Consider the following 22,958-nt stretch of genomic DNA (forward strand, 5'->3'; position numbering starts at 1 on the left):
GAAAGATAGGCGGGCGCATGGAATTGCGCCACGCCGGACCTTGTTACTTGCCGTCGGCAATCGTCATCGGCTCGGTGTTGACCGAGTTGTCATAGCTGTCCAGCGCACCGTCGATGCTGCCGGCCTCGACAAACACATCGGCCACGCCTTTCATGAAGGTCTGCACGTTGCCGCCCAGCCATTTCGACGACAGCTGATCATCCATGCTGGGGAAGCCCATCGTCCCGATCGCGGCGCGCGCACCTTCAAGGTCCATACCGGATTCTTTGGCAACGACCTCAAGCATAGCGTCACCACCAGCACCCGAGTTCCAGCGCTCATTTGCATCTGCTGTCACTTGCAAGAACTGTGCGACCAGTTCCGGGTTTTCCGAGATAAAGCTTTCTGGAGCCGAGGTTACGTCGAACACCAGAATACCCAGCTCTTCTTTTTCTGCGCCGGTCAGCAACACGTTGCCGTGTTCTTTCATCCGGGACAGACCGCCGCCATATCCACAGGCGAAATCAACCGCGCCCTGGCTTAATGCAGCAGCGCCTTCAGGCGGGGCCATGTCGACAACTTCAAGGCCGGCCAGGTCGATGCCGAAATGATCCATCTGGCGCAGGAACCCATAATGCGCGGCGGTGCCCAGTGGCACAGCGACCTTTTTGCCTGCCAGTTCGCTGGCATTTTCCTTGTCAATCTCCAGCGCTTCCGACACAACACAGTTGTCGTTCTCAGAATACGTCACAGCGACATCGACCACCTGAATCGCCTGACCTGCTGATGCAGCAACAACAAATGGCGGGATACCTTGGCTGACCGCGATCTGCACGTCGCCCGAGGCCATGGCCGCGCTCATCGCCGTGCCGGTTTCAAAGCTTACCCAGTTTACTTTGAGGCCAAGCGCCTCGTCATAGGTTCCGTTGGCTTTGGCTTCCAACATGGGAAGGGGCCATTCCAGGAAGTATGCGACAGTTAATTCTTCCAGATCCTGCGCAAGCACCGCATGGCTTGTCAGCGCAAGCACACTGGTCGCTGCGAGAGTGGCGAATGTTTTCTTCATAGTATCCTCCGGTTGGGTCATTTTTTGTTTTCAGCGTAAGCCGCCGTATTACTGTAGAGGGAGCGTTGGGTGCATCTTGCGGTACAGTGCCGCCTGTTTTTTGTTGTTGCACGCCGCCTATCTTGAAGCCCTATACTCTATCGTTCTGCAGAACAGCTTTTCAGAATTGAAACATTAGAGAGTGCATATTCTCTCCGTCAACTGTTTATTGTTCAACCCTGCAAGAACGGTCACACAAAGACTTGAAACGAGTATAATTTCGTCGTAGTTCTGCAATGTAATAGTTATGGGGGCAGGCATGGCGAGACCAACAGACAGCTCTATCGTCGCAAAGTGCGCTAAGATCATGGATGTCCTGACCCATGCCAAAAGGCCAATGGTGTTTTCGGACATTGTCACACAGACCGGTTTCGTCAAAAGCTCGTGCCACCGTGTCTTGGCCGTTCTGCAAAGCGAAGGGCTGGTCGAATATGAAAGAACTGGCAGAACCTACAAACCCGGTTCGCGGTTTCAGGATTGGGCGCGTGCCGGGTTCCGCCATCCCGATCTTCAGCAAGTTGTGGCCGAACCTGTAGACCGTCTGAGCGAAGCGACCGGTATGAACATCGCGTTGTCTGTGCTGGATGGGGATACCATTCTTTACTTGCGGACGTCTAACCACGTTGCCGTACGGTATGCCGCACGCCCGGGCGATCATGCCCCGCTGCACTGCACCGCTGCGGGTAAGGTTTTTCTTGCCTTTATGTCCGAGAATCAACGCCGTTCCGTGCTCGACTCAACCGGATTGGAAAAGTTCACCGAGTTCACCCGGACCAGCCTGCCAGAGCTTGAAGCGGATCTGGATGTCGTTCGGAACCAGAGCTATGCAATTGTAGTAAAAGAGGAATTCCTACAGGTCATGGGCATGTCCGCCCCGATTTGGAATGAACAAGGCAAGGTGGCTGCCTGCCTTTCTGCCTGGACATTTACGGCAGAATACACGCCTGAGGAATTGCTTGCCCATCTCGGCATGCTGAAGCAAACCGCCGCTGAGATCTGCGCCCGGATCGGAGGCGAGGCCCCGGAAAACTTCGACTTGACGACCTGAGCAATTCTATCGAAAATTGGAATGACAGTTCCGATATACGAGAGTCTTATGCTCGCAACGCCGCCGCCCATAGCCACACGACCAAACTCGCTTTGGGCCGCCACTGCGCTACAGAAACCCGAGAGCCCAGAGTTGTCCGGCGATCTACACACGGATGTGGCCATTCTGGGCGCGGGTTTCACCGGTCTGCGCGCGGCGCTTGCCTTGGCCGAAGCAGGCACGTCTGTTGTTGTGCTTGATGCCGGTGATGTGGGCTGGGGCGCTTCCGGGCGCACTGGCGGGCAGGTCAATCCGATGCTGCCCTTTAACTCGCCCGAGGATCTGCGCCGAATGCTGGGGCAGACTTACTTCGAGCGTTTGACCGAGACCTCGTTAAACTCGGCAGATGAGTTGTTTTCACTGATCGACACCTATCAGATCCCGTGTCAGGCGCGACAAAAAGGTTGGTTGCGGGTGCTGCACAATGATCGAGCTTTGCGTAAGGCCGAGGCTGATGTGAAAGCCTGGAACGACTTTGGCGCAGGAATGGAGGTTCTACGCGGCGACGATCTGAGAATCACTTCGGGCACAAACGCCTATTCCAGTGGTGTCGTGACCCCGCGCGGCGGTGCGGTGCAACCGATGATGCTGGCGCGCGGCGTGGCAGGCGCCGCCCAACAGCGCGGCGTTTCGATTTTTGGTAACAGCGCTGTTACCTCGATGAACAGGGTCGGCGGGAAGTGGCAACTGCGCACAGATCAGGGTTCGGTCACGTCCGACACGGTGATCGTTGCAACCAATGGCTATACTGGACCACTGGTGCCGAAACTGCCCAACAGCATCCTGCCCCTGACACCGATCCAAATCGCAACAGACCCTTTGCCAGAAGATATCGTCGCTTCGATCCTGCCGCGGGGGCACACAATCTCGGACAGCCGACGTATCATCATGTATGCGCGGCGCGAGCCAGACAATCGATTGGTCTACGGTGGGTTGGGTCGCGTGGATCGCGCGGGCAATTTGGGCGGTTTCGACTGGCTTCAACGGGACGCCGAACGCGTTTTCCCTCAGTTGAAAGGTGCCAACTGGTCCCATCGCTGGGGAGGGCGTATTGCGATCACCGACGATCACCTGCCTCACCTGCATGAACCGCAGCCGGGTCTTCTAGTCGGGCTAGGCTATAACGGGCGTGGCGTTGCAATGTCACATGTCATGGGTCGGGTACTGGCCGAGCGTGCATTGGGGGCTGATCCAGGGTCTCTGACGTTTCCAACGACCCCCGTGCGAGCCATGCCTTATCGCTCATTCAAGGTTGCAGGTTTAGGTTCGGCAATCTGGTCGATGCGCCTGATGGACTGGCTGGAAACCCGATAGCGCCGATTTTAATGAATCCACGCCATGAGGCTTGGGTGTTTTTTAAGAAGGCCAGAGCGAAAAAGAGGCGACAAATGCCGCCTCAATCTTAGCTTTTCATTCCGTCCCAAAAGGATTTGACAGAAGAGAAAAAGCTCTTGGATTCCGGGTGGTTGTCTTCACCCAGATCGTCAAACTCGCGAAGCAACTCTTTCTGACGACTGGTCAGGTTGACCGGAGTTTCCACTGCCAGTTCGATGAACATGTCGCCAACGCCACCACCGCGTAGCGCAGGCATGCCTTTGCTGCGCAAGCGCATTTGCCGACCCGACTGGCTTCCGGCTGGTATCTGAACGCGACCGCGCCCGCCATCGATGGTCGGAACCTCGATCGATCCGCCCAGCGCCGCCTTGGCCATGCTGACCGGCACGCGGCAGTAGAGGTTCACGCTGTCGCGCTCGAACAGTTTGTGCTCGGATACTTCGACGAAAATGTAGAGGTCTCCCGGAGGGCCGCCACGCATTCCGGCCTCACCCTCGCCCGCCAGACGAATACGCGTTCCGGTTTCGACTCCAGCAGGGATGTTGACCGACAAGGCGCGATCTTTTTCGACACGGCCTGATCCCTGGCAGGAATTGCAGGGGTTCTTGATGATCTGACCCAGCCCTGAACAGGTCGGGCAAGTGCGTTCAACGGTGAAAAAACCCTGCTGCGCCCGTACTTTGCCCATGCCGGAACAGGTGGGACAGGTTGTGGGCTCAACACCACCTTCAGCCCCGGTCCCGTCGCATGATGAACAGGCCACGGCCGTGGGTACGTTAATGGTTTTCTGCAGACCCGAGAACGCCTCTTCCAGCGTCACGCGCAGGTTATAGCGAAGGTCCGAACCTCGCGCGGCGCGACGACCGCCGCCACCGCGTTGACCGCCCATGAAATCGCCGAAAAGATCGTCGAAAACGTCCGAGAACGCGCTCGAGAAGTCGCCTTGTCCGCCAAAGCCACCACCGGGACGACCACCGCCTCCCATGCCGTTTTCAAATGCGGCATGGCCAAAGCGATCATAAGCTGCCTTTTTTTCGGCATCGCGCAGCACGTCGTAGGCCTCATTGGCTTCCTTGAACTGCGCTTCGGCATCCGGGTTGTCCTTGTTGCGGTCAGGATGCAGCGCTTTGGCTTTCGTGCGAAAACCTTTCTTGATCTCATCCGCCGAAGCGCCCTTGGCCACACCCAGCACTTCGTAATAGTCGCGCTTTGACATCAGTATTTCCTTCTGCCTCAACGTAAATAGGCCGGCCCGGCATCCGGACCGGCCCAAACTGGCCCGGTTACCCGTTACTTACGCTTGTCGTCGTCCAGATCTTCGAACTCGGCGTCGACAATGTCATCGTCCGCTGGTGCTGCATCTGCAGCCGCAGGCTCATCTTCGCCTTCTTCGGCTTGCGCCTTATAGATGGCTTCGCCCAGCTTCATGGCTGCTTCGGTGACGTTCTGGATACCCGACTTGATCTTGTCGGCATTCTCGGTTTCCAGCTCGTCCTTCAGTGCGGCGATCGCCAGCTCGATGGCTTCGATAGTGGTCGGATCGACTTTGTCGGCATGCTCTTCCATCGACTTTTCGGTCGAGTGGATGAGGCTTTCCGCCTGGTTCTTCGCCTCGATCAGCTCGCGGCGTTCCTTGTCGGCTTCCGCGTTCTCTTCGGCGTCCTTGACCATCTTGTCGATATCCTCGTCGGACAGACCGCCAGATGCCTGGATGGTGATCTTCTGCTCTTTGCCTGTGCCTTTGTCCTTGGCCGAAACCGAGACAATGCCGTTGGCGTCGATGTCAAAAGTCACCTCGATCTGAGGCATGCCGCGTGGCGCGGGCGGGATATCTTCAAGGTTAAACTGACCCAGGATCTTGTTGTCCGCAGCCATTTCGCGTTCACCTTGGAAACAGCGGATGGTCACCGCGTTCTGGTTGTCCTCGGCGGTCGAGAAGACCTGAGACTTCTTGGTCGGGATCGTGGTGTTGCGGTCGATCAGACGGGTGAACACGCCACCCAGGGTTTCGATACCCAAGCTGAGCGGGGTCACGTCCAGCAGAACCACGTCTTTGACGTCGCCCTGCAGAACACCAGCCTGAATGGCGGCGCCCATTGCAACCACTTCGTCCGGGTTCACACCCTTGTGTGGTTCCTTGCCAAAGAACTTGGTAACCTCTTCGATCACTTTCGGCATTCGGGTCATACCACCGACCAGAACAACCTCATCAATGTCGGCAGCCGACAGACCGGCGTCTTTCAGAGCGGCCTGGCAAGGCTTCATCGACTTCTTGATCAGGTCGCCAACCAGCGATTCCAGCTTGGCACGGGTCAGTTTCATGACCATGTGCAGCGGCTGACCGTTCGAGCCCATCGAGATGAACGGCTGATTGATTTCGGTCTGCGAGGTTGAAGACAGTTCGATCTTGGCTTTCTCAGCGGCTTCTTTCAGACGCTGCAGGGCCATCTTGTCGGCAGACAGATCGACACCGTGTTCCTTTTTGAACTCATCTGCCAGGTAGTTGACGATGCGCATGTCAAAGTCTTCACCACCCAGGAAGGTGTCACCGTTGGTCGATTTGACCTCGAACAGGCCGTCGTCGATTTCCAGGATGGTCACGTCGAACGTGCCGCCACCAAGGTCATAGACCGCGATGGTTTGGGTTTCTTCCTTGTCCAGACCATAGGCCAGAGCAGCCGCTGTCGGTTCGTTGATGATCCGTAGCACTTCCAGACCGGCGATCTTGCCTGCGTCTTTGGTGGCCTGACGCTGAGCGTCGTTGAAGTAGGCCGGAACGGTGATAACGGCTTGCGTGACTTCCTCACCCAAATAGCTTTCGGCGGTTTCCTTCATCTTACCCAGAGTGAAGGCCGAGATCTGGCTTGGGGAGTACTTTTCACCACGGGCTTCCACCCATGCGTCGCCATTGCCGCCATTGACGATGGCGTACGGCACCATTTTCTTGTCTTTTTCGACTTCGGCATCGTCCACGCGACGACCGATCAGACGCTTGACGCCAAAGATCGTGTTGTCGGGGTTGGTGACCGCCTGACGTTTTGCAGGCTGACCGACCAGACGCTCATCTTCGGTGAAGGCGACGATCGAGGGCGTCGTCCGCGCCCCTTCGGCGTTTTCGATGACCTTCGGCTGTGAGCCGTCCATGATGGCCACACAAGAGTTTGTGGTACCGAGGTCAATCCCGATTACTTTTCCCATTTTTGCAATCCCTTTCTCTTCAAGGCGATGTCCCGAGGACCGGACCCGTTTCGGCATCCTGTCCCCGATCTGTTGTGCGCGACAGCACTACCATCGCGCGTCCCGGCGTATATAAGGGCGAGACCAAGGGCCTGCAAGCACCGTAAAAGGCAGGTTTTCGGGAATCTGTGGCCTTTTTTGGCAAGGATTTGGAAAGGATTGGGGTTTCCGGAATGGCGCGGCTGGTTTTGCGGGGGTTCGATATCAGAAAAGCCTATCTGGATCCTGCCGCTCAGACGCAGGTCATCGCTGATTTGCGACCGATTCTGAAAGCCGCGCCCCTGTTTCGCCCCGTTACGCCCTCGGGCAAAGAGATGTCGGTGCGGATGACCTCAGCCGGGGCCTTGGGTTGGGTGACTGACAAGGCGGGCTATCGCTATCAGGATCAGCATCCCAAGGGCGGCATCTGGCCCGGCATTCCCAAAAGTATTCTGGATATCTGGCGTGATTTGGTCAGCGCCGAACGTGAACCGGATTGCTGTTTAATCAATTACTATGGTGAAGGCGCAAAGATGGGGCTTCATCAGGACAAAGACGAGGCCGATTTTTCCTGGCCCGTTTTGTCAGTTTCTCTGGGCGACGACGCCCTGTTCCGCATTGGCAACACGACCCGTGGCGGCAAGACCGAGTCAATCTGGCTAGGCTCGGGTGATGTGGTGGTCATGGGTGGACCAGCGCGGTTGGCGTATCACGGGGTAGATCGGATCAGGTTCGGATCTTCTCGGCTGCTGCCCAAAGGCGGACGGATCAACCTTACATTGCGGGTCGCGCGTTAACGGCGGGCGTTCCAGCTTTGTGAAACGTGCTGGCGTGTAAAGAACTCACCCATCAGGCCGATCATCAACAAGGCAATCCCAACCCAGAGCGCGTATTCCCAGCTGGAATTGCGCGGGAAATAATTCTGGAAAATGAAACCGCGACATTGGTCGATGATATGAAATAGCGGATTCCACGCAAACATCATCAGCAACCCGCCACCCAGTGTATTAGCAACAAACATTTTGCCGGAAAACACCATGTTCAGACGACGATAGATATTGGTGAGCATTCCGACCGTTGTCGGAAACCACGGTTTCAGTGCCATAAACACCAATCCCACAGCACACCCGGTAAACCAGGCCAGCAAAATCATTGCAAAAGCACCGCCAGGATCCTGAATCTCAATCGGTGCGATTGCGACGCTGTAGAAAAAAAGGATGATGAACATGGCCAGCAATTGCTTGTACAGCGTACTGAATGCTGACGACAGGATCGTGACCATCACGTTCATCGGCGAATGCAGCATCATTGGATTATTCGCCGTCCCGACCCCTGAAATCGCGCCGATGGATTGGATATGCATCATGAAAGGAAAAACTCCCGACAGGACGTAGAGTAGAAATTCGCCTCTGATCTTGGGAACACCGCCTCGACCCATCAAAGTCATAAGCAGGTAAAACGTAGTGCCCATAACCACCAGTTGCATAACGTTGATCAGGATGGCCATCACCGCATTGGGATGTTGCGCACGCACATTTCGCACCGAAGCGTGGAACACCAGCTCAGCCGTTGTAAAGGCGCCGCCCAGCAGTGATTGATTGCGCTTGAAGTAATACACTCGAAGGTCTTTCCTGCCGCGTCGCCTTTAATCTGCCACGAATATCTTGCCGTTCCGTAACCGCCGCATCATAAGTCGGTGATGAGTTTGGATCAACAAACCACAGGAACGGAGCATTTTTGTGACCTACGACGCGCTTATTCCCGTCATTCGGCGGCTGGCCCTGGAGGCGGGCGACAAGATCATGGAGATCTATGAGGCGGATGATTTCGACGTCAAAGTCAAATCCGACTCTAGCCCTGTGACCGAAGCGGACGAGGCTGCTGACGCTTTGATTTCCGCCGGGTTGCGCGCAGCCTTCCCGGATATCCTTCTGGTCACTGAAGAACAGGCCGCCTCGCATTCGGAAAAAGGTGATACCTTCCTGATTGTTGATCCGTTGGACGGCACCAAGGAATTCATCAACCGTCGCGGCGACTTCACCGTCAACATCGCGCTGGTCGAGAACGGAGTACCGACCCGGGGCGTGGTCTATGCACCAGCACGCGGGCGCATGTTCTATACGCAATCGGATGGTCAGTCAGTCGAGGAAACAGGGGCGTTTGACAAGGCAACGCCCGGGACTTTGACCGGAATATCAGTCTCTAAACCGGACAATTCGGCGCTTTTTGTTGTGGCTTCGAAATCCCATCGGGATCAGGCCACCGAGGACTACATCAACAAGTATCAGGTGAAAGACAGCAAAAGCGCGGGGTCCTCGCTCAAGTTCTGCCTGGTGGCTACGGGTGAGGCGGACATTTATCCCCGCGTTGGGCGCACGATGGAATGGGATACGGCGGCAGGCCATGCGGTGCTTGCCGGGGCGGGCGGAAAGGTGGTGCGTTTTGACGACCACTCGCCGCTGGCTTATGGCAAAGAAGGCTATGCCAACCCGTTTTTTATCGCTTACGCTCCGGGTGTTGAACTGAAGGAAGCCTGATGTCTGTTCTGATCGCCATCCCTGCCCGCTATGCCTCGACCCGTTATCCGGGCAAACCACTGGTGCCGCTATCGGGTGCCACAGGTGCTGCAATGACGCTGATCGAACGGTCCTGGCGCGCGGCCAAGTCTGTTTCGGGTGTAGACCGGGTGGTCGTTGCAACGGATGACGATCGTATCCGCGAGGTCTCGGAAGGGTTTGGGGCCGAAGTGGTCATGACCTCGGAAAGCTGCCAGAACGGCACCGAACGCTGCGCCGAAGCGCATGAAGTTCTGGGTGGTGGTCATGACATCGTGGTCAACCTGCAAGGCGACGCGCCGCTGACGCCACGCTGGTTTGTCGAAGACCTGATCGCCGGCCTGCGCGCCGCGCCAGATGCCGGTGTTGCCACGCCCGTGCTGCGCTGCGACGGGGACGCGCTGAACAGTCTGCTGAACGATCGCAAAAATGGGCGCGTTGGCGGTACAACTGCAGTGTTCGGGCGCGACCACAGCGCGATGTATTTCTCGAAAGAGGTCGTGCCTTTTACGTCCGAGACTTATGCAGGCGGCGAACCGACCCCGGTGTTTCATCACGTGGGCGTATATGCTTACCGACCCGATGCGCTTGCCGCATATCCAGGCTGGCCCACCGGCCCGCTGGAGCAGCTGGAGGGTCTGGAACAGCTTCGGTTCATGGAAAACGGGCGCAAGGTTCTGTGCGTCGAGGTCGCGGCCAAGGGCCGCCAGTTCTGGGAATTGAACAACCCGCAGGACGTGCCAAAGATCGAAGAGATGATGGCGGCGATGGGGCTGGAGTAACCGATTTTCCCCATGACATCCGGCGGTCCCCATATCTTATGTAAAGGTAACTCGGCTCCAAAGGGCGCATCATGACAACTATCCTTGTGACCGGTGGTGCCGGGTATATTGGCTCGCACGCCTGTAAGGCGCTGGCGAAGGCGGGTTATGTTCCGGTGACGTATGACAATCTGGTCACGGGCTGGCAGGATGCAGTGAAATACGGCCCTTTTGAACAGGGCGACCTGCTGGACCGGGCGCGTCTTGACGAGGTGTTTGCCAAACACCAACCAGCGGCGGTGATTCATTTTGCTGCCCTAAGCCAGGTGGGTGACGCGATGCGCCAGCCCGGAGTGTACTGGTCAAACAATGTTACGGGTTCACTGAACTTGATCGAAGCTGCAGTCGCAGCCGGGTGTCTGGACTTTGTGTTTTCATCCACATGCGCCACCTACGGCGAGCATGACAACGTGGTTCTGGATGAATCCACCGCGCAGCTTCCGTTGAATGCATATGGCGCCTCAAAGCGCGCAATCGAAGACATCCTGAAGGATTTCGAAGCGGCCCATGGCCTGCGCAATGTCATTTTCCGCTATTTCAACGTTGCCGGGGCGGATCCCGAGGGGGAAGTGGGTGAATTTCACCGCCCCGAGACTCACCTGATCCCTCTGATGCTGGACGCGATTGATGGCAAACGGGATGGTTTGACCGTCTTTGGCACCGACTACGACACCCCCGACGGAACATGTATCCGCGACTATGTACACGTCTGCGATCTGGTGGACGCGCATGTTCTGGGGCTGGACTGGTTGGAACAGGGCAAGGAAAGTCGCGTCTTCAATCTGGGTACCGGATCCGGATTTTCCGTGCTTGAGGTCATCGAACAATCCAAATCCGTCACCAATCGACCGGTACCGTATTCTATCGGACCGCGTCGCGCCGGGGATTGCACAAAGCTGGTCTCAGGTTCTGTACGTGCTGAAACCGAACTTGGATGGTCGCCCAAAAGATCAACGTTAGAGACGATGATCGCGGATGCCTGGCGCTGGCATCAGAACGGGCATTACGAGAAATGAGTCACCAGTGACCTCCGGCACAGTGCATAACCTGCCCCGGATCAGTTGGCGGCAAAAGTATCAGCTGCGCTGGAAACGTCGACGGCTGCTGTGGCGGTCCTTGCGCAGTCGGCACCAATTGACCTGCCTGAAAGATCAGACAGGCGAGATCCGCGCTGGTGGAGTGCTGTGCTTTACAACATTGCGCAACGAGATCACTCGCCTGCCCTGGCTCTTTCACCACTACCGCCAGTTGGGCGTAGGTCATTTCCTTTTCGTGGATAACGGCAGCGATGACGGCTCGGCAGAATATTTGTTGGACCAACCGGATGTGTCTGTCTGGCAAACCTATTCCAGCTATCGGGGATCACGATTTGGCCTGGATTGGCTAACCTGGCTTCAGATGCGGTATGGGCACAATCACTGGTGCCTGATGGTCGATGCGGATGAACTGCTGGTCTATTCACAGTGCGATACCTACCCCCTACAGGACCTGACGCATTGGCTGGACCAGCAAGGGCGGGTTGGTTTTGGCGCGTTGATGCTGGACCTCTACCCCAAAGGTCCGCTGGGCCATGAGGCCTATGACTCCAATACCGACCCGACGGAGTTGTTATGTTGGTTCGACGCAGGGCCACATCGCGCAGAGCGACAAAGCCCGATGGGCAATCTGTGGGTTCAAGGCGGCGCAAGGGAACGCATGTTCTTCGCCCAGACGCGGCAACGATCCCCCACGCTGAACAAGATCCCGCTTATGCGCTGGTCGCGGCGGTATGCCTATGTAAACTCTTGCCATTCCGCCCTGCCGCGTCACCTGAACGCAACTTATGACGGACCGGACGGCTCGGCCCCTTCGGGGGTTTTGCTGCACACGAAGTTCCTGCCGGAGATTGTCGAAAAATCCAAATCCGAAAAGCAACGACACCAGCATTTTCACGACCCGAACCAATTCGGGGCGTACTATGACGGGATAATTAATAAACCGGACATGTGGACCCCACAATCGGTGCGATACGCTGGTTGGACACAGTTGCAGCAAATGGGGCTGATGACAGGCGGGGATTGGGTGCTGTCATGAAAACACGACAATCAACGGCCCGTTTACCCTTTCCAGAATTTAAAGAAGTTGCCTCAGAAGATGCATAGGTGCCATAAACCGATAATGCTTTGTCGTGCCAGCGGTCATGACGGGGTCGGGGAAAGCTCGCGTTATAAAAAGGGTTGGGCAGTCACGTGAGCCTGTTTGAGTCCTACAAGATGAGACTGCGGCGCAAGCGCCGTATTCTGCGTTGCCTCAGACGAAGACGTGAGCTCAAACCTGCCAGTAACAATACATCAGCAATCCGCAGCGACGACATCTTGTTGATGAGTGTTATCCGAAACGAAAAAATCCGCCTGCCATTCTTTTTGAAATATTACCGCAAACTGGGCATCAACCACTTTTTGTTCATCGACAACAACAGCGATGACGGAAGCTTCGAGTTCCTGAAAGAACAGGTCGACGTGTCAGTCTGGCGGACGACCACCAGTTACAAACGCGCGGGCTATGGTCTGGACTGGTCAAACTACATTCTGCGCAAATACGCGCACGGGCATTGGGTTCTGACCGTCGACCCGGATGAGTTCTTCATCTATCCATTTTGTGATACCCGTCCGATCCGTGCGTTGACGGATTGGCTGGATGGCAGCGCCGTGCGCAGCTTTGGAACCATGCTGATCGACATGTACCCCGAAGGCCCGGTGGATGCGGAACCCTACCACGAGGGGCAGGATCCGTTCGAAATCGCGCGTTGGTTCGATCCCGGGAATTACATGATCACCAAAAACCCGGATTATAAGAACCTGTGGATTCAGGGCGGCCCAAGGGCGCGAGTGTTTTTCCGCGAAAACCCCTCCAAGGCTCCAGCGTTGAACAAGATTCCGTTGGTGAAATGGGATCGGCGCTATGTCTATATCAGCTCGACCCATTCGCTTTTGCCGCGGGGGCTGAACCAGGTGTATGACGAATGGGGTGGGGAAAAGGCCAGCGGGTCACTGCTTCACGCCAAATTGATAAACACCCTTGGCGACAAGGCGCGCGAGGAACTGAAGCGCGGTCAGCATTATCGCGGGTCGGATGAATACAAAGCCTATGCTGCCCGGCTTGAGGACAAACCCGTTTTCTGGTGCGAATGGTCCGAGGCGTACATCAATTGGCGGCAGCTTGAGATTCTGGGCCTGATGTCCAAGGGGAATTGGGCATGAGCGGTCTGGGCATCGTCATGCTGGTCCATACATCACTGGATCGGGCCGAGCAGGTCGCGCGCCACTGGACGGCTGCAGGATGCCCGGTCGTGATCCACGTAGATCGCAAAGTACCCGATGGTCTATACACACGCTTTGTCGCCTCCTGCTCGAATGATCCCAGCATCGTTTTTTCCGAACGTCACAGGTGCGATTGGGGCGGGTGGGGCATTGTTGCTGCCTCGCAAAGCGCATCCGAGATGATGTTGGAACAATTCCCTGAGGTGCGGCACGTGTTTTTGTCCTCGGGGGCGTGCTTACCGCTGCGCCCGGTTCAGGAATTGATAGCATACCTGGCCGACCGGCCCCGCGTGGACTTCATCGAAAGCGCGACGACATCGGACGTCAACTGGACCATTGGCGGGCTGGACCATGAACGCTTTACCCTGCGCTTCCCGTTTTCGTGGCGAAAACAACGCAAGCTGTTTGACACCTATGTCAGGATTCAGCGAGCGTTGGGATACCGCAGGAATATCCCCGACGGATTGGTACCTCATATGGGTAGCCAATGGTGGTGCCTGACCCGCCAAACGCTGTCTGCCATTCTTCAAGATCCCAAGCGCAAACAGTACGACAAGTATTTCCGCCATGTTTGGATACCCGACGAAAGCTATTTCCAAACACTTTCTCGGCAATACTCCACACATATCGAAAGCCGTTCCCTGACCCTGTCCAAGTTCGACTATCAGGGCCGCCCTCACATTTTTTACGACGACCACCTGCAATTGCTACGACGCTCGGACTGCTTTGTAGCGCGCAAGATCTGGCCTCAGGCCGAACGTTTGTATCAGGCATTCCTGACCGACCAGAGCGGCGCCATGAAACCGGCCGAACCCAATCCGGGTAAGATAGATCGCATCTTCTCGAAAGCGGTCGAACGGCGGACACGCGGGCGCGACGGGCTTTATATGCAAAGTCGCTTCCCACGTCACGGTAGCGAAAATGGCCTGACATCTTCGCCCTATTCCGTCTTTCAGGGCTTTTCCGAGCTGTTTGACGATTTTGAATCCTGGCTGGCAACCATCACGGGCACAAGGGTCCACGGGCACTTGTTCGAACCCCAACACGCCGAGTTTGCGCAGGGCGAACCCATAACCAACGGGGCTCTCAGCGATTCTGCATCGTTGCGGGATTATAATCCCACAGCTTTCCTGTCGAACTTGGTCTGGAATACGCGGGGGGAACGACAGTGTTTTCAGTTCGGCCCAAGAGACACGCAAGAGATCAACTGGTTTCTGGCGCGCGACAAGAACGCCCAGATCTCGGTCATCACCGGAGCGTGGGCGATTCCGCTGTTCCGCTCGAATCTCAACTTCTCGGATATCCGATGCGAAGCGGCACGGCTGCAGCAGATCGAAACCAAGCAGCTTGAGGTTTTGACCTCGGTCTGGACCAAGGCAAGAGTGCGCAACTGGACGTTGGCGGATTTCATTGAATCGCCGATGGATCCCTTGCAGTCCATCCTTGACGAAATCGGAGTGAATCAGACCAGCCATCTGACCGAAGTGCCCACTATGGGTGATTTGTCTGGTTTCGGTAAGTTCCTACAAAACCTCAAGAATCAGGGTATGCACCCATACCTCATGGGGGACTTCCCCGTGGATGATGTGTTTGGCCCTCAGACAAAACCATTCCGCAAACCTTATCTGGTGCAGTGACGGCCCATGTCAGCCAACTTTGATTATTTCGTTGTATTGGCGGCCATGCGCACAGGGTCGAACCTGCTGGAAGCAAATCTGAATGCGCTGGACGGCGTGACCTGCCATGGCGAAGCGTTCAACCCGCATTTTGCGGGCAATCTGAAATCAGATAGCCTGCTGGGCCTGTCTCTGGAAGACCGGGATGCGGACCCGTTGAAATTGCTGAAAGCCATTCGCTCTGCCCCCGGTGACATCAACGGATTCCGATATTTCGTAGAACACGACCCGCGGGTTCTAAAGCCAGTATTGAATGACCCTCGCTGCGCCAAGATCATCCTGACACGCAACCCGCTGGACAGTTACCTGTCGTTAAAAATCGCGCGGGCCACGCAGCAATGGCTGCTGAAGAACGTCAAACGGCGTGTCGATGCTGTGGTTGACTTTGATGCACAGGAGTTTTCGGATTATCTGGATCAGGTCCAAGACCACCAGCACATGCTTCGGCAGCATCTGCAAAAGACTGGCCAAACCGCTTTTTTCGTCACCTATGACGACCTGACCGAGCTGGACGTCCTAAACGGTTTGGCTACATGGCTGGGGGTCGACGCGCGTTTGACCAAGCTGGATGACACGCTGAAGCCGCAAAACCCGGCGCCAGCCGTGTCAAAGGTCACCAATCCTGACGACATGACGCGCGCTTTGGCAGATATCGATCAGTTTGGGTTACATCGTTCATATGGCTTCGAACCGCAGCGCGGGGCCGCTGTACCGCAATACATCGCAGCGCCAAAGTCCGCCCTGATGTTTCTACCTATTCGTAGCGGTTTAGAGCCTGTCATCGGCCAATGGCTGGCCGATCTGGATGGCTGCGTGGTTGGCGACCTGATCACCGATCGGAATCGCAAACAAATCCGCGCCTGGTTAAAGGATTACCCCGGCCATCGAAAATTCACCGTCCTGCGCCACCCGTTGGCACGAGCACATACGGCCTTTTGCCAGCACATCCTGAGCACAGGGCCGGGCAGCTATAAAATGGTGCGCAACTATCTGCGTAACCGGCTCAAAATACCGATTCCGGGGCAAGTGCGGGATAACAATTATTCCATCGAGCAACACCGGGACGCGTTTTCGGCCTTCCTGAGCTTCCTGCGCCTCAACCTCAATGGTCAAACGCCAATCCGCGTCGACGGGACGTGGTGCAGCCAATCGCGGGTGTTGGACGGTATTGCCAGTTTCCTAATGCCTGACCTGATCCTGCGAGAAGAAGAGATGGCGGCGGCACTTCCTGCACTGGCGCATGAGATTGGGCATTCGCACCCACCTGCGCCTGGCCCATGCGCGCCCGACGTGCCGTTTACGTTGGACCAGATCTATGACGCGAAACTTGAGGCGCTGGCAGCAGAGGCCTACCAGCGCGACTACGAAGTGTTTGGATTTGCTGCCTGGGCGCCAGTGCCGCCTAGGGACGCAAAGTGATCAGCGTACCTTTGTTGACCATCGAATAAATCTCCTCGATCTCGTCATTCTTGACCGCGATGCATCCTGCCGTCCAATCCGGTGTTTTCCGCGCGCGCTTGAGTTCTGACCGAAGATTCGGCTGGCCGTGGATGAAAATATCTCCGCCCGGGTTAACCCCTTCTGCCTTGGCTTGAGCGACATCCTGAGAGTTGGGGTAAGAAATGCCCAGCGACAGATGATAGCGGCTGCGAGGATTCCTGCGGTCGATCAGATAGCTGCCCTCGGGCGTGCGACCATCCCCTTTTTTGATCTTTGTACCTTGTGGTGCAAATCCCAAATCCACATCATATTCTCGCAAAATCTGCCCATGATGCAGCAGATAGAGTTTGCGGGCACCCTTGTTGACCACCAACGAGGTCACCTCGGGCCCATTATAACTAAGAAATCTTGGGCTGGCTGAGGCACAAGCCGAAAGGCTCAGCGTTGCCATAGCTCCCAATCCGAATGCTCGACGATCCATGTTTCACTGCCTGCTCTGTTTTTTGGAACTAATATGCCAAAAACATCAAGAAACGGAAATCACTTTTTGCTGTTCTTCTGCTCGGTCAGGCGGCGCTCGATGCTTGCCAGCCGTTCCAGCACTTCGTCGCGATAGGCGTCGGTCTTGACTTCATCCTCGGCATGGTGGGCATCCTGCATCGAGTTCACGATCAGACCCACCAACAGGTTCACCACGGCAAAGGTCGTGACCATGATAAAAGGCACAAAGAATAGCCATGCGTAGGGAAAAACCTCCATTACAGGGCGGACAATGCCCATGGACCAGCTTTCCAACGTCATGATCTGGAACAAGGTATAAGCCGACAGGCCCAGATCACCGAACCAAGTCGGAAACGAGCCTGAGAACAGTTTGGTCGAGATTACGGCGCCAATATAGAACAGGATCGCCATCAGCAGGAAGACACTGGCCATCCCCGGCAGGGCCGAAATAAATCCTTCGACCACGCGACGCAGGCGGGGCGCCACGGAAATCACGCGCAATACCCGCAGAATCCGAAGGGCACGCAGCACGGACAAGCCTCCGGCGCTGGGGATTAGGGCGATCCCCACGATCAGGAAATCAAAGATATTCCAGCCATTCGTGAAAAATCTGCGCCCGGTGGCGATCAGCTTCATCGTGATTTCGGCCACGAAGATCGCAAGACACAGCTTGTCCAGCGCCACAATCACTGGACCAGCTATTTCCATCAGGGTCGGCGACGTCTCCATTCCCAGAAGGATCGCATTGAAGATGATGACGGCCGTTATAAACCGCCCAAACACGGGCGCTTCGACAATGTTCAGCAAGCGCTGTTTGACACCCATGTGTCGCAATCTCCTGTCTGATCAAGATGCGGTGTTCTGGACAAACCGCGCTGCAAGTTCCGTATGTGACGACCACCGAAATTGGTCAACGACCTGTACCCATTCAAGGGTGTAGCCTGCGTTAACAAGGTTTTTCGCATCCCGCGCAAATGTCACTGGGTTGCACGAGACATACGCAATGGCAGGGCGCTTGGCTTGAGCAAGTTCCTCCACCTGTGCGTCGGCCCCGGCACGAGGCGGATCCAACACGATCGCGTCAAATGTCTTTAGCTCGTCGGGCATCAACGGACGGCGGAACAGGTCCCGGGCCTCGGTTGTCACGCGTTTCAGGCCCTGCGTCTTGCGCCAACCGTGATCCAGCGCCTGAACCATGGCAGCCTCGCCTTCCACCGCATGAACTTCGGCGGCTTGGGCCAGAGGAAGCGAAAATGTACCGCTACCCGCAAACAGGTCGACGACGCGCTTGGCACCTTCAGTTGCCTCCAAAACTGCTTGTAATAGAGCCTGTTCTCCGTCCTTCGTCGCCTGCAAGAACGCACCGGGCGGCGGCGTGACTTCAACTGTTCCAAAGCACTGAAGCGGCGCCTGCCGCATGGCGATCACTTCATCATCCCAGCTCAACCGCGCCAAACCGTGCTTCTCGGTCGCTTGAGCCAGTGCCAGTTCCAGCGGCCCGTCCAAGGGTTTGCCACCTTTGACGGCGACGTCCAGCCCACCTTCGGACAATGTGAGCGTGACGGCCAATACGCCCTTACGGCTTCCACCCAGAACGGCCAGCGCCTCTGCCACTGGAATGGCCGAGATCAGCGCCGGGTCCAACAACCGGCAGTCGGGGATTTCCGTGATCGTGTCCGAGGCGCGACCATGAAATCCGGCCAATGTGCCCTTTTTCGTACGCCTTACCGCAATCGTTGCGCGTCGACGCGACTGTTCGGGGGACGTGTGTATCGGGCGCATGGGCGCATCCAGACCCTGCGCCGCCAAGGCGTTGCGAACGATTTCAAGCTTCCAATCAGCAACAAAGGCGTCAGACGCGTGCTGTAACTGACATCCTCCGCAGGCTTTGTAATGGCGGCACCGGGCTTTGACCCGGTCTTCAGACGGCGTTTCCACCCGTATGTCGGTCAGCACTTGGCCTGTCAGAGTACCACTAACGACTTCGCCGGGAAGCGTGCGCGGTACATAGACGGGACCATCGGCAATGCCGTCGCCCTGATGGCCAAGCCGTGTGATTGTGAATTGCTGCGTCATGGAGTGCCTGATAGCCGGGCTTTGACGGCAACAAAACCCTTATTCCGCAGCTTCCGCCTGAATGAAGCCGCCTGACTGACGGTGCCAGAACCGCGCATACAGCCCGCCTTGATCCAGCAGAGCCTCATGCGTTCCGGATTCTGCGATCTGCCCTTGATCCAGAACAACGATCCGGTCCATCTCGCTGAGGGTGGACAGGCGGTGCGCAATGGCCAGAACGGTCTTGCCTTCCATCACCCGATGCAGCGCCGTCTGGATCGAGGCTTCGACCTCGGAATCCAGCGCCGAGGTCGCCTCGTCCAGAACCAAAATCGGCGCGTCCTTCAGAATGGCGCGGGCCAAAGCGATACGTTGCCGCTGCCCACCGCTGAGTTTAACGCCTCTCTCGCCCAGATGGGCGTCATAGCCTTTGCGACCATTTGCGTCCTCAAGGCTCAGGATGAATTCATGCGCCTCGGCCTTCCTCGCGGCAGTAATCATCTCATCCTCGGATGCGTCCGGGCGACCGTACAGGATGTTCTCGCGCGCTGAGCGGTTGAACATCGCCGTTTCCTGCGTGACCATGCCAATCTGACGGCGCAGGCTGTCTTGCGTCACCTGCGACACATCCTGCCCGTCGATACAAATTGCGCCACTTTCCCTGTCATAGAGCCTGAGCAGAAGCGAAACGAGTGTGGACTTACCCGCGCCCGAGGCACCGACGATACCCAGCTTTTCGCCGGGTTCTATGGTCAAGGTCAGATCCGTGACACCGCCTATATCCCGACCATAGGCAAAACTGACATTTTCGAATGAGATCGATCCGTCGTGCACGGTCAGGTCTTTTGCGTCGCCCGCATCCTCGACCCGGTCACGCTTGGCCAGCGTTTTCATTCCGTTTTCGATCTCACCCACGTTGGCGTAAAGACCCATCAGCGTGAAACTGACCCAACCGGTCATCTGCGCGATGCGGATCGATACCGCACCGGCCGCCACAATATCCCCTGCGGTCGCCATGCCGAGTTGCCACAACCATAGCGTCGCGCCCAACAGCAGAACGGGCAGCACACCGGCCAGCGTCATGAGAATGAATCGAAAACTGGCCGAAAGTTTGCCGAAATCCAGCGATCGTTCGCGCAATTCCACCATCGAGTGGCGCGCGGCCTGATCTTCGAAAGCGGAATGCGCGAACAGCTTGACGGTCTTGATGTTGGTGATCGTGTCGACCACCTGCCCCGACACCATCGCCCGCGCCCCGGCCCGCGCGGCAGAACGCACGCGGATGCGCGGCAGGTACCAGCGTACAAGCAGGAAATAGACCACCAGCCAGGCCGCAAAGGGCAACATCACCAATGGATGAATAGATCCTAACAAAAGCAAAGATCCGGCCAGAGACGCCAAGGCAAACACAATCGCGCTGATCGTTTCCGACACGACAGAAGCCATGGCGTTCGACGTCTGCATCTGTTTCTGCGCGATCCGACCGGCAAAATCGTCGTCGAAATAAGTCACCGACTGGCCCAACGTCCAACGGTTCAACTTGGCCAGCACCAAAGGTGTGATGTTGGGCATGACGATGTAGTTGTTCGACAGAGACGACAGGCCAAACAGGATCGGGCGCAGCAGCATAAAGAACGCAGCCGCGCCAAAGATCATCCACATATTTGCTGCGGTCAGAAAACTTTCGGGCCCGCTGGAGGTTGCCACATCTATCACGCGACCCAGAATCCACGCTGTCCCTGCCTCCATCGCGCCTGCTGTGGCCGAGAAGAAAGCCGCGACAAACAGCATGGGCCATGCCCCGGACAGGCTCCAGCGAATAAACGCCCCCAAAGTCTGTGGTGGCGGCGTTTCGATGTTTTTGAACGGGTAGATGAGGTCAGCAACCCTCATTCAGCGGCCTCCGGGATCACAAAGCCGCCAGACTGCCGCGCCCAGAACTGCGCGTAAAGGCCGCCCTGCGCCAGAAGGTCTGAATGTGAGCCTTCTTCCACGATGCGGCCAGCATCCATCACCAAAATGCGGTCCATCTGCGCGATGGTGCTGAGCCTGTGCGCAATTGCGATCACGGTTTTGCCTTGCATCATGCCGTAGAGAGTTTCCTGAATTGACGCTTCAACCTCGGAATCTAGGGCAGATGTCGCTTCATCCAACAACAAGATCGGCGCATCCTTCAGGATAACTCGCGCTAGGGTCACTCTCTGACGCTGACCCCCGGACAGCTTCACGCCGCGTTCCCCCACATGTGCATCATACCCGGTCCGACCCTGCGGGTCTTGCAGATCAAGGATGAACTCATGCGCTGCAGCCTGTTTGGCGGCCGCGATCATCTGCGCCTCGGACGCATCCGGCCGACCATACAGGATGTTGTCGCGCACAGACCGGTGCAACAACGCGCTGTCTTGCTGGACCATGCCGATATGGCTGCGCAGGCTGTCTTGCGTGACCTGCGCGATGTTCTGATCATCGATCAAAATCGCACCGCGCTCGACGTCGTAAAACCGCAAAAGAAGCTTAACCAGAGTCGATTTACCGGCGCCGGAACGCCCAATCAAACCGATCTTTTCACCAGGCTGGATGGTCAGGTTGACATGGTCCAAGCCTCCGGTCTCACGACCGTAGTGGTGCGAAAGATCACGGATCTGAATCTCGCCCTTGCTGAGATGCAGGGGTTTCGCAGTCGGTGCATCCAGCAGATCGATGGGCTGCGCAATGGTCTCCATCCCCTCGGCCACGATACCCAACTGGCGGAAAAAGCTGGTCAATGCCCACATGATCCATCCGGTCATGGCGTTCAGGCGCAGGGTCAACGCAGTCGCCGCTGCAACAACACCAACCGAAGCTGTCCCCTGCATCCAAAGCCCAATCGCCCAGCCAACAACGCCCACGATCAGCATACCGTTCAGCGTGACCAGAACCGCATCCATGATGGTGAAAATCCGCATCTCGATCTGAAAAGTTCGGCGGGTTTCCTGGATGGCTTCGCGGGCATAGTCCAGCTCTTGCGGGCCATGGGCGAACATTTTGACCGAGTGGATGTTCGTATAGCTATCCACCACCCGACCCGTCACTGTCGAGCGCGCATCCGAGGCCGCCTTTGAAGCCGGGCCCACACGCTGCACCGTCCAACGCACCAGCATCGCGTAAAATGCGAACCAGATCAGCAACGGGATCAACAAGCGTGCGTCCGCAACATACAACAGGATTGCCGCGCCGATCAGATAGGCCAACGAGAAGGAAATCGCGTCAAAAACCTGAAAGACCACTTCGCCCGCGGCGGGCGGCGTCTGCATGATTCGGTTGGCGATCCGGCCGGCAAAGTCGTTCTCAAACCACCCAACTGATTGGCGCAGAACATGTTTATGCGCGCGCCAGCGGATCAGGGTGCCAAAGCTCGGCAGGATCGTGTTGTTAAGCAACAGCACGTCGATCAGATGCAGCAACGGGCGCAACAGCAGTACAAATGCAGCCACCAACAACAGTTCTGTTCCGTGATTCTGCCAGACCTCGGCCGGGGTGCCCCCCAAAAGATCGACAACGCGGCCCATGTAGTAGATCAGCCCGACTTCAACCCCCGCGACGATGATGGAAATCAACGCGGCCCAGACAAATACCCGAAAGAAGGGCCGCGAATAGTCCAACATAAACGGCCACAGCTTGGTCGGTGGTTTGTCGGAGTCCGTATAGGCGACAAAAGGGTCAACAAGATTTTCGAAATAGCGAAACATGGAGAGTGCTCCGATTGAGCAGATAAAAGACGTGCGAAGAAAGATGGCGCCTGAACACCACCCGTTACGGGGCAAGTGTCCTGGCTTTAGCCGAACCAGATCCCGTAATACATTCGCATTCCTCCATCCATGTGTCAGGCGCACCTAAGCACAAAGGAAAA

General features: G+C 56.7%; 19 protein-coding genes. 10 read left to right on the forward strand and 9 right to left on the reverse strand.

What is annotated here, in order from left to right; genetic code table 11:
• Positions 1-43 precede the first annotated feature (43 nt).
• Complete coding sequence (locus tag AC2FLD_RS15245; RefSeq protein WP_050604696.1) at positions 44-1,045, reverse strand: taurine ABC transporter substrate-binding protein; 1,002 nt, start codon at positions 1,043-1,045, stop codon at positions 44-46.
• Positions 1,046-1,343: 298 nt separating this feature from the next.
• Between AC2FLD_RS15245 and AC2FLD_RS15250 the strand changes: the two genes are divergently transcribed.
• Both AC2FLD_RS15250 and AC2FLD_RS15255 read left to right on the forward strand, forming a co-directional pair.
• Positions 1,344-2,132: an IclR family transcriptional regulator gene (locus AC2FLD_RS15250; RefSeq protein WP_496670183.1), complete on the forward strand. Its 789-nt coding sequence runs from the start codon at positions 1,344-1,346 to the stop codon at positions 2,130-2,132.
• Positions 2,133-2,180: 48 nt separating this feature from the next.
• Positions 2,181-3,485, forward strand: a complete 1,305-nt coding sequence (locus AC2FLD_RS15255) for an NAD(P)/FAD-dependent oxidoreductase (RefSeq protein ID WP_496670184.1) — start codon at positions 2,181-2,183, stop codon at positions 3,483-3,485.
• 88 nt (positions 3,486-3,573) lie between these two features.
• Here AC2FLD_RS15255 and dnaJ read toward each other — a convergent pair whose 3' ends face one another.
• Together dnaJ and dnaK are read right to left on the reverse strand one after the other, a co-directional pair.
• Positions 3,574-4,722: a molecular chaperone DnaJ gene (dnaJ, locus tag AC2FLD_RS15260; RefSeq protein WP_496670185.1), complete on the reverse strand. Its 1,149-nt coding sequence runs from the start codon at positions 4,720-4,722 to the stop codon at positions 3,574-3,576.
• A 74-nt stretch (positions 4,723-4,796) separates the two neighbouring features.
• Positions 4,797-6,704: a molecular chaperone DnaK gene (dnaK, locus tag AC2FLD_RS15265; protein WP_050604605.1), complete on the reverse strand. Its 1,908-nt coding sequence runs from the start codon at positions 6,702-6,704 to the stop codon at positions 4,797-4,799.
• 212 nt (positions 6,705-6,916) lie between these two features.
• Between dnaK and AC2FLD_RS15270 the strand changes: the two genes are divergently transcribed.
• Positions 6,917-7,519: an alpha-ketoglutarate-dependent dioxygenase AlkB family protein gene (locus AC2FLD_RS15270; protein ID WP_496670186.1), complete on the forward strand. Its 603-nt coding sequence runs from the start codon at positions 6,917-6,919 to the stop codon at positions 7,517-7,519.
• Here AC2FLD_RS15270 and AC2FLD_RS15275 read toward each other — a convergent pair.
• Positions 7,516-8,340 carry an ABC transporter permease gene (locus AC2FLD_RS15275; protein WP_496670187.1) on the reverse strand — a complete coding sequence of 275 codons (825 nt, stop codon included), beginning with the start codon at positions 8,338-8,340 and terminating at the stop codon, positions 7,516-7,518. The two genes, AC2FLD_RS15270 and AC2FLD_RS15275, sit on opposite strands and share 4 nt — an antisense overlap.
• A 121-nt stretch (positions 8,341-8,461) precedes the next feature.
• On the opposite strand from AC2FLD_RS15275, the gene cysQ reads away from it, so the two are divergent.
• The 7 genes from cysQ (at position 8,462) to AC2FLD_RS15310 (ending at position 16,492) form a co-directional block, all read left to right on the forward strand.
• The gene (cysQ, locus tag AC2FLD_RS15280; RefSeq protein ID WP_496670188.1) at positions 8,462-9,259 is read left to right on the forward strand and encodes a 3'(2'),5'-bisphosphate nucleotidase CysQ; all 798 of its coding nucleotides are present in this window, start codon (positions 8,462-8,464) and stop codon (positions 9,257-9,259) included.
• The gene (locus tag AC2FLD_RS15285; RefSeq protein WP_496670189.1) at positions 9,259-10,059 is read left to right on the forward strand and encodes a 3-deoxy-manno-octulosonate cytidylyltransferase; all 801 of its coding nucleotides are present in this window, start codon (positions 9,259-9,261) and stop codon (positions 10,057-10,059) included. Before cysQ ends, AC2FLD_RS15285 begins: the two co-directional genes overlap by 1 nt.
• A gap of 71 nt (positions 10,060-10,130) precedes the next feature.
• Positions 10,131-11,114 carry a UDP-glucose 4-epimerase GalE gene (gene galE / locus AC2FLD_RS15290; RefSeq protein WP_496670190.1) on the forward strand — a complete coding sequence of 328 codons (984 nt, stop codon included), beginning with the start codon at positions 10,131-10,133 and terminating at the stop codon, positions 11,112-11,114.
• Between the two features lie 7 nt (positions 11,115-11,121).
• On the forward strand, positions 11,122-12,171 hold the full coding sequence (locus AC2FLD_RS15295) for a glycosyltransferase family 2 protein (protein WP_496670191.1): 1,050 nt from the start codon (positions 11,122-11,124) through the stop codon (positions 12,169-12,171).
• 179 nt (positions 12,172-12,350) lie between these two features.
• Positions 12,351-13,337 carry a glycosyltransferase family 2 protein gene (locus tag AC2FLD_RS15300; protein ID WP_496670283.1) on the forward strand — a complete coding sequence of 329 codons (987 nt, stop codon included), beginning with the start codon at positions 12,351-12,353 and terminating at the stop codon, positions 13,335-13,337.
• Positions 13,334-15,034 (forward strand): DUF5927 domain-containing protein, encoded by a 1,701-nt coding sequence (locus AC2FLD_RS15305; RefSeq protein ID WP_496670192.1) that lies wholly within the window; start codon positions 13,334-13,336, stop codon positions 15,032-15,034. Before AC2FLD_RS15300 ends, AC2FLD_RS15305 begins: the two co-directional genes overlap by 4 nt.
• Before the next feature lie 6 nt (positions 15,035-15,040).
• Positions 15,041-16,492, forward strand: coding sequence for a nodulation protein NodH (locus AC2FLD_RS15310; RefSeq protein ID WP_496670193.1), 1,452 nt, complete (start codon positions 15,041-15,043; stop codon positions 16,490-16,492).
• On the opposite strand, the gene AC2FLD_RS15315 is transcribed toward AC2FLD_RS15310, so the two are convergent.
• Genes AC2FLD_RS15315 through AC2FLD_RS15335 form a run of 5 tightly spaced genes read right to left on the reverse strand, consistent with a single transcriptional unit; the run spans position 16,476 to position 22,797 of the window.
• Positions 16,476-16,994 carry a L,D-transpeptidase family protein gene (locus AC2FLD_RS15315; protein WP_050604613.1) on the reverse strand — a complete coding sequence of 173 codons (519 nt, stop codon included), beginning with the start codon at positions 16,992-16,994 and terminating at the stop codon, positions 16,476-16,478. The two genes, AC2FLD_RS15310 and AC2FLD_RS15315, sit on opposite strands and share 17 nt — an antisense overlap.
• A 59-nt stretch (positions 16,995-17,053) precedes the next feature.
• Positions 17,054-17,839, reverse strand: coding sequence for an ion transporter (locus tag AC2FLD_RS15320; RefSeq protein ID WP_496670194.1), 786 nt, complete (start codon positions 17,837-17,839; stop codon positions 17,054-17,056).
• A 21-nt stretch (positions 17,840-17,860) separates the two neighbouring features.
• Positions 17,861-19,090 carry a class I SAM-dependent RNA methyltransferase gene (locus tag AC2FLD_RS15325; RefSeq protein ID WP_496670195.1) on the reverse strand — a complete coding sequence of 410 codons (1,230 nt, stop codon included), beginning with the start codon at positions 19,088-19,090 and terminating at the stop codon, positions 17,861-17,863.
• Positions 19,091-19,129: 39 nt separating this feature from the next.
• Complete coding sequence (locus AC2FLD_RS15330) at positions 19,130-20,962, reverse strand: ABC transporter ATP-binding protein (RefSeq protein WP_496670196.1); 1,833 nt, start codon at positions 20,960-20,962, stop codon at positions 19,130-19,132.
• Positions 20,959-22,797 carry an ABC transporter ATP-binding protein gene (locus AC2FLD_RS15335; protein ID WP_496670197.1) on the reverse strand — a complete coding sequence of 613 codons (1,839 nt, stop codon included), beginning with the start codon at positions 22,795-22,797 and terminating at the stop codon, positions 20,959-20,961. Before AC2FLD_RS15335 ends, AC2FLD_RS15330 begins: the two co-directional genes overlap by 4 nt.
• Between the last annotated feature and the right edge of the window lie 161 nt (positions 22,798-22,958).

This window comes from Ruegeria sp. CDSA021 (assembly GCF_059612325.1).